8 protein-coding genes and 1 tRNA gene are annotated in these 6,853 nt (G+C 30.1%); 4 read left to right on the top strand and 5 right to left on the bottom strand.

The genetic code is table 11. The features are described 5' to 3' along the window. Window positions 1-179: 179 nt before the first annotated feature. The 3 genes from Q0870_RS14245 to Q0870_RS14235 form a co-directional block, all read right to left on the bottom strand. Entirely contained in the window at window positions 180-518 is a 339-nt protein-coding gene (locus tag Q0870_RS14245; RefSeq protein ID WP_298556434.1) for a DUF4870 domain-containing protein, read from the bottom strand. 92 nt (window positions 519-610) lie between these two features. Further along, entirely contained in the window at window positions 611-1,072 is a 462-nt protein-coding gene (locus tag Q0870_RS14240; protein WP_298556432.1) for a c-type cytochrome, read from the bottom strand. 48 nt (window positions 1,073-1,120) lie between these two features. Further along, entirely contained in the window at window positions 1,121-1,963 is an 843-nt protein-coding gene (locus Q0870_RS14235) for a universal stress protein (protein ID WP_298556429.1), read from the bottom strand. A gap of 171 nt (window positions 1,964-2,134) precedes the next feature. Here Q0870_RS14235 and Q0870_RS14230 point away from each other — a divergent pair, with 171 nt between their 5' ends. The 4 genes from Q0870_RS14230 to Q0870_RS14215 all read left to right on the top strand — a co-directional run bounded on the left by Q0870_RS14230 (window position 2,135) and on the right by Q0870_RS14215 (window position 5,520). After that, the gene (locus Q0870_RS14230) at window positions 2,135-2,893 is read left to right on the top strand and encodes a DUF3108 domain-containing protein (protein ID WP_298556427.1); all 759 of its coding nucleotides are present in this window, start codon (window positions 2,135-2,137) and stop codon (window positions 2,891-2,893) included. Window positions 2,894-2,904: 11 nt separating this feature from the next. Further along, window positions 2,905-3,270, top strand: a complete 366-nt coding sequence (locus Q0870_RS14225) for an FUSC family protein (protein ID WP_298556425.1) — start codon at window positions 2,905-2,907, stop codon at window positions 3,268-3,270. Window positions 3,271-3,386: 116 nt separating this feature from the next. Beyond that, the gene (locus Q0870_RS14220; protein ID WP_298556423.1) at window positions 3,387-4,439 is read left to right on the top strand and encodes a M28 family peptidase; all 1,053 of its coding nucleotides are present in this window, start codon (window positions 3,387-3,389) and stop codon (window positions 4,437-4,439) included. A gap of 64 nt (window positions 4,440-4,503) precedes the next feature. Beyond that, window positions 4,504-5,520, top strand: a complete 1,017-nt coding sequence (locus Q0870_RS14215) for a M28 family metallopeptidase (RefSeq protein WP_298556422.1) — start codon at window positions 4,504-4,506, stop codon at window positions 5,518-5,520. A 60-nt stretch (window positions 5,521-5,580) separates the two neighbouring features. Here Q0870_RS14215 and Q0870_RS14210 read toward each other — a convergent pair. Both Q0870_RS14210 and bshB1 read right to left on the bottom strand, forming a co-directional pair. After that, window positions 5,581-5,656: transfer RNA gene (locus Q0870_RS14210), tRNA-His, on the bottom strand. 232 nt (window positions 5,657-5,888) lie between these two features. After that, window positions 5,889-6,605: a bacillithiol biosynthesis deacetylase BshB1 gene (bshB1, locus tag Q0870_RS14205; protein WP_298556421.1), complete on the bottom strand. Its 717-nt coding sequence runs from the start codon at window positions 6,603-6,605 to the stop codon at window positions 5,889-5,891. Window positions 6,606-6,853 lie beyond the last annotated feature (248 nt).

Genomic DNA, 6,853 nt, shown 5'->3' with positions numbered 1-6,853 from the left:
ACGCTTTACGTACCCAGTGTTTTCCGATGTTTTCATTACACTAATGTTTTAGTGTATCGCTATTTCAGGACGGGACATTTTAAACAAAAAAAACGCCCACTAAAAGTGAGCGTTTTGTTTTATCTCGTAAATCGATTAAGGAATTTGCCTTAAAAGATTCCCGTTTGCACGGGAATTCACTAACTAATAAAATTAAGAGATAAAGGGTATGTTGGGGTTTCGCCTCGGCTTGCTCGTATAGCATTTACTATAGGAAATATAACGGAGATGATGCCTAAAACGATAAAGCCTAAAAGCCCTAAACCGAATAATAATATTAACGGAATACAGATTAGACAATATACGATTAAACTTAACTGGAAGTTTATAATGTTTTTTCCGTGAGTATCCATTTGATACACTTTTTCTTTTTGTGTAAGCCATAGCACTAGCGGTAATAATAAACTACCAAAACCAGTAACCAAAGTGATTAACTGACTTAAATGTGTGATGACTAATAGTTGATTGTCTTGTCGCATGATGATTAATTATTGATTGATACTTATATGACGCACAACGGTATGATTTGTTACACTTTTAACCCTTTTTTTCTTTTAGTTAATTGAATTAATTAAATCTTTTTTTTCATGTTTTGATTATAATGCGCCTCAAACCATTCGGGTTGTTCTATATTATAATCATATATATAATCTGCTATTTGATCAATAACATCTTCAGGATAAGGTAATTTTTGCATCACGCCAAAACGCCTTACAGCTCCATACATTTTTGCATCTTTTTCAGTGGGGTTCTTAATCCAATTTTGCATATCTGTAATAAATTCTTCTTTTGAGGTATCTTTAAAAATATAACGCCTTTTAATAGCAATCATGGGTGGTGCTAGTCTTTTATCTTCAGAAGTTGTGGCATCATGACACGCATAACAATATGTTTCCATAAGTTTTTTTCCGGGGTGAATGGTATCCTGTTTTTTAATATTGTTTTGTGCTGTGTCTAATACTCTATTTTTAGAGTTATTACAACTGGTTAATAATACAACCATTAGAACTGTTAAGCATAGAGCATTTTTCATTGCGCTGAAATTTTAATTTATAAATTATTCAAATAAGGTTTAAAAAAATTATTCACTCATTTGCATAACTAAAAGCGGAATATCAATTTTAAAGGCAAACCGCTCTACAGTATGGGTTTTAAAAAGGCGTTCTAGAAACGAGTGTTTTTTATTCATAATTGCTAGCATGTTAATATTATTTTTTCTAATGTAATTGTGTACAACATTGAACATATCATCACTTGGAGCATCAATAAATTCGTGGCTTGCATCATTAAAATTTTTATCAAAGAAATCCATATTATCATAAGCATCATATACCAAATGATTTTGGTCTGCTAAATGAAGTATCTGCATTGAAGTACTTTTTAATTCTTTTATTTTAATTAAAACCTGTAAGTGTTCCTTTTTAAAACTTTTTGAATTTGTTGTTGCAAAAGCTAAGTGATTTATTTTTTTAAACTTACAGCCCTCAGGAATTGCCAACACAGATGCATTACAGCGTTGCATTACACGAACTGTATTGCTACCAAAAAGCATTTTTGATATACCAGAAGCACCTTTTGTTCCCATAATAATTAAATCTATATTGCGTTTTTCAACAACTTGGTTAATGGAATCTATAAAATTATCATAATCAACAATAGAATGAAATTGATAATTTTCATTTCCAAACTCTTCGCTAACTGTAGTTATTATATTTGAAATAGACTTTTTTGCAGCATCAATCACTGTTTTATAAATACTTGTAGACGAATTAACGACCATCATATCATCAGTTATAAAAGAAGAAGCTTTCTGAACATTCACGATATAAAACTTACATTTTTGACCTTTTAAGAACTCTAAAGCATAATAAATAGCGTTTATAGAATTTTTTGAAAAGTCGGTAGGTAGCAGAACATTTTTCATGATATTAGATATTATCTAGTAAACTTATCTTTTTTACATAATAAAAACTATGACATAAATCAGCTAAACAGACTTTTCAATATTCATAATAAATTAGCATAATACCTTTAAGCATTGTATTTTCGGCACAATAAATGATTAATGGTACGTTATAATCAAAAAAATAAATTTATGCTTCGTTTTTCTTTTTTATTAACATTCTTATTCTCTTTAGCATTAAATGCTCAAAATAATAATGCCGTTGGAGTTGGCGAAAAACTAGTCTACACGGCATCTTATAATATGTCTGGTATTATGACAAACTTGGCTGAAGTGACTATGGAAACTGATGCTGTTAAAACGTCAAAAGCAACACTTTTACGATTAAAATGTACAGCTTTCACCTATAGCAAATGGGATAGTTTTTTTAAAATTAGAGATTTATATGAAACTTATGTGAATCCGAAAACCCTAAAGCCTTATTTACATAATAGAGATATTAACGAGGGTGGTTATTATAAAAATATGAAGTATACCTTTAGCCATAAAACGAATACGGTTAAAAGTGTTCAAACAAAAAAGAACAATCATGTTGAAAACAAAACAATATCTATTGCTCCTGATACTAAAGACATTATATCGACATTATATGGCATAAGAACTTTTGACTTAAGAAACTTAAGCCCTGGTACTAGCAAAGTATTTAGCATTTTATTTGATAGAACTGAAGAAAAAGGAAAAGTTACCTATTTGGGTAAAGAAACCATATCTACCCCTTTAGGAAAAAAAGCTTGTTATAAATTATCTATAGGTTCTGCAAGTTCTAACACATTAAACGGTACACTTTGGCTAACCGCTGATGAAAATAAAATTCCTGTTTTAGTAAAATTTAAAATCCCAGTTGGATCTGGCGAATTAAAAATAAAATCTGTTTCTGGTTTAAAACATTAAACATATTTAAAATGAAAAGACTTTTTACTTTTTTAGCTTTAATTGCATCAGTATTCGCTATTATTTTTTCTGTTTTACCTATTTCTAACCTCGCTATTTTCCCTGCAGTAGCTGCGCTAATTTTTGGCTTAATTGCTTTTTATTTATCCAAAAAATCAGGGCATGTAAAAAAGATAATTCAATTTTCATTTCTTTTAACCATTGCTGCACTAGTACTAACCACATATAAATCTATATTTTCTAAAACTGAAGTTACAAACACTAAGGATATTGAAGCTACTGAAAGTAAACTTGAAGAGGAGTCGATAGAAGAACTAGAAGAACTTGATATTGAAATAGATGATTCCGACTTAGAAGACATCACAATTAATGAGTAAGTAATTTCTTCTCAGAATTTGTATCTTTGCCCAAGACTTAATAAAACTAATAATTTTTCTCCCTAACAAAATAACAAGATTGTAAGTTATGTGTGATTAATAATAACTTAATATACATGAAAACTTTTTGTATCCTCTCTCTAATTGCATTGGTAGGAACATGTTCTAAACCAAAATATGAAGTAAAACTTCAAAATCTTAAAGATAATATTGTACTATGCGATAGTGCTTTAGTAATTAAGTATGCTAATACAATAACAACCAAAGAATTAAAAACACATTTATATAAATTTTCGTCCAATGAATTTATGGGCAGAAAAGTTGGTACCCCAGGGCAAAAGTTAGCCACTAATTTTTTGAAGTCTTATTATATAAACGAGCAAATTAAATCGCCCTTTGAAGGCGAAAACTATTACCAAACTATACCTGCTAGTTTTTTTTCGAATAATTATAAAAGTTCTGAAAATGTATTAGCCTTTATTGAAGGCACAGAAAAACCAGAAGAAATTATTATTATTTCGGCGCATTTAGATCATCTAGGAGTTTCTAATGATGGACAAATAAATAATGGCGCAGATGATGATGGTTCTGGAACTGTTGCTATTATGGAAATGGCTCAAGCATTTACTATGGCAAAGAAAGATGGTTACGGACCAAAACGTAGTATTTTATTTCTTCATTTAACAGCTGAAGAAATTGGTAAAAGAGGTTCAGAATTCTACACAAAGCATCCAGTTTTTCCTTTAGAAAACACCATTACTAATCTTAATATAGATATGATTGGTCGTGTTGATGATATACATATAAACAACAAAGACTACATTTATTTAATAGGATCTGATAGATTAAGTAAAGAACTCCATTATATTTCTGAAAAAATCAATAACACCTTCTTTAATATTAATATTGACTATAGATTTAATAAGATAGGCGAAAGGAACAGTTATTACTCTAGATCTGATCATTATAATTTTGCTTTACAAAACATTCCTGTTATTTTCTATTTTAATGGTGAACATGAAGATTATCATAAGGCTTCGGATACACCAGATAAAATAGATTACTCATTACTTAAAAAACGTACAAAACTTATTTTTGCAACAGCCTGGCAGATTGCTAATCAAAAAAACAGGCTTGTAATTGATGCAAACAATGAATTGTTAAAATAGATTGAAAATTTATCAGTCTATTAATTCATTTTTGTAATATAGCTTAATAAAAAATTACAAATTCATGAAAAATTTAGCCATTCTTATTTGTGTTAGCACTCTTTTATCTTCTTGCAGTTCATCACAAAATAAAAATAATACAGATAAAGACGTTAGTCCTGAAACTTATGCAACTACAATAACCTCTAATGAACTTAAAGACATGCTTTTCACCTATGCCTCAGATGATTTTGAAGGAAGAAAAACAGGTGAACCTGGGCAAAAAAAAGCTATTGAATTTATAAAAAACAATTATAAATCAAATAATATTGAATCACCTATTGCTAAAGATGATTATTTTCAAGAGATTCCCGCATCGTATTTTAATAAAAGTGGTATTGAAGATTCAGAAAATGTAATTGCCTATATCAAAGGAAGCGAAAAACCAGATGAAGTTATTATTATTTCTGCACACTTAGATCATATAGGTATTTCTGGAAATGGTGATATTAATAACGGTGCTGATGATGATGGCTCAGGAACTGTTGCTATTTTAGAAATTGCCGAAGCTTTTAAAGCTGCTGAAAAAGATGGAAATGGCCCTAAACGCACTATTGTATTTTTACATGTGACAGGAGAAGAAATTGGACTTTACGGCTCACGCTATTATGCAGATGAGGACCCCATTTTTCCTTTAAAAAATACAGTTGCAAATTTAAATATTGATATGATTGGTCGTGTAGACTCTAAACATGAAGCAGGAGGCAAAAACTATCTATACCTTATTGGATCTGATAAATTAAGTAAAGAGTTACACAATGTTTCCGAAGCAATTAATAAGCAATATTTCAATTTAGAATTTGATTATACTTATAATGATGATAATGACCCTAACCGTTTTTATTTCCGATCAGATCATTACAATTTTGCAAAAAACAACGTTCCAGTAATATTCTATTTTAATGGTACGCATGCTGATTATCATAAACCATCGGACACACCAAATAAAATTAATTATGCCTTTTTAGAAACTCGTACAAGACTAATATTTCATACTGCTTGGGAATTAGCTAATAGAGATGAAAGAATAAAACTAGATTAAATCTACAAGATTAAAACCACAAAAAAAGCCTTTCAATTTCTTGAAAGGCTTTTACTTTTTGGGTGGAAGACCGGATTCGAACCGGCGACCCTTGGTACCACAAACCAATGCTCTAACCAACTGAGCTACAACCACCATGTGTTTTTTATTATCTAAAGTTTAAAAAACTTTAATAAAAGGAGTTGCTCTAACCAAAGAGAAGAACACCACCGTGTTGCTTTTATCTAAAACTTTAAAAAAGTTTTCAAAAGGAATGCTCTAACTAGTGTAGAACCACCGTATAACTGCATTTTGTAATGCGTGTGCAAATGTAATTGATTTCAATCTTTATTACAAAGACTTTTTTATTATTTTAATGAAGTTTTTAACTATTTTAAATCAAACAAACTATCAACAGCTACGTAACGCTCTGTAGTAAAACCTTCTGCATGCTCCACACCTATTAAGCGTCCTAAATCTCTAGACCTATAAATAATACTATCTGTAAAATTTTTACTAGATATTGGTGTTTCAGGTTCTTTACTATCAACATTAAAAAACTGAGTTTTATATGCCAAAACGGATTCCATCTTTTTATCTATAAATCCTGAAACATCAACTGCTAAATCTGGATTTAAACTTTTCCATTGTATATAGTGGTATACTTGTTTTGGTCGCCATCGATCTTGTAATACGCCATCATCATCTGTTTTAATTTTTATCAATCCGCTTAAAAAACAAGCATCACTAACGAGTTTACTTCCTTTTCCATGATCAATATGCCTATCGTCAATAGCATTACAAATAACAATTTCTGGTTGATACTTTCGTATCATTTTAATAACTTTGAGCTGGTGTTCTTTATCATTCACAAAAAAACCATCAGCAAACCCTAAGTTTTCTCTAACCGAAACACCTAATATTTTAGCTGCATCCTTCGCTTCCGCATCTCTAGTTTTGGCTGTACCTCGAGTACCTAGCTCCCCTCTAGTTAAATCTATTATACCAACTTTTTTCCCACGCGCTACTTCTTTAGCTATGGTACCTCCACAACCTAATTCTACATCATCTGGATGTGCACCAAAGGCAAGAATATCTAATTTCATATCTAAATTTTATTTTTTTATTCTGATTTCATCAACTCAAGCATCAAAATATTCATCAAAAATATGGAATATCTCAAAACTCTTGATAACGAAAACGTATTCGTTAATAGTTTCTTCATTTTATACACTACAAAACTACTAATTGTTTAAAAACACCCCTAAAATACAAAGCATGACATTCGTCATAATTATAAGAATATATCCACTGTAATTTTACTTCATAATTATTAAGCACCCTAATTTAGTGC

The organism is uncultured Algibacter sp., from assembly GCF_947487575.1.
Lineage (GTDB): Bacteria > Bacteroidota > Bacteroidia > Flavobacteriales > Flavobacteriaceae > Algibacter_B.
The sequence above is the reverse complement of the archived record's forward strand: the minus strand, read 5'-3'. Positions and strand labels throughout refer to the sequence as shown.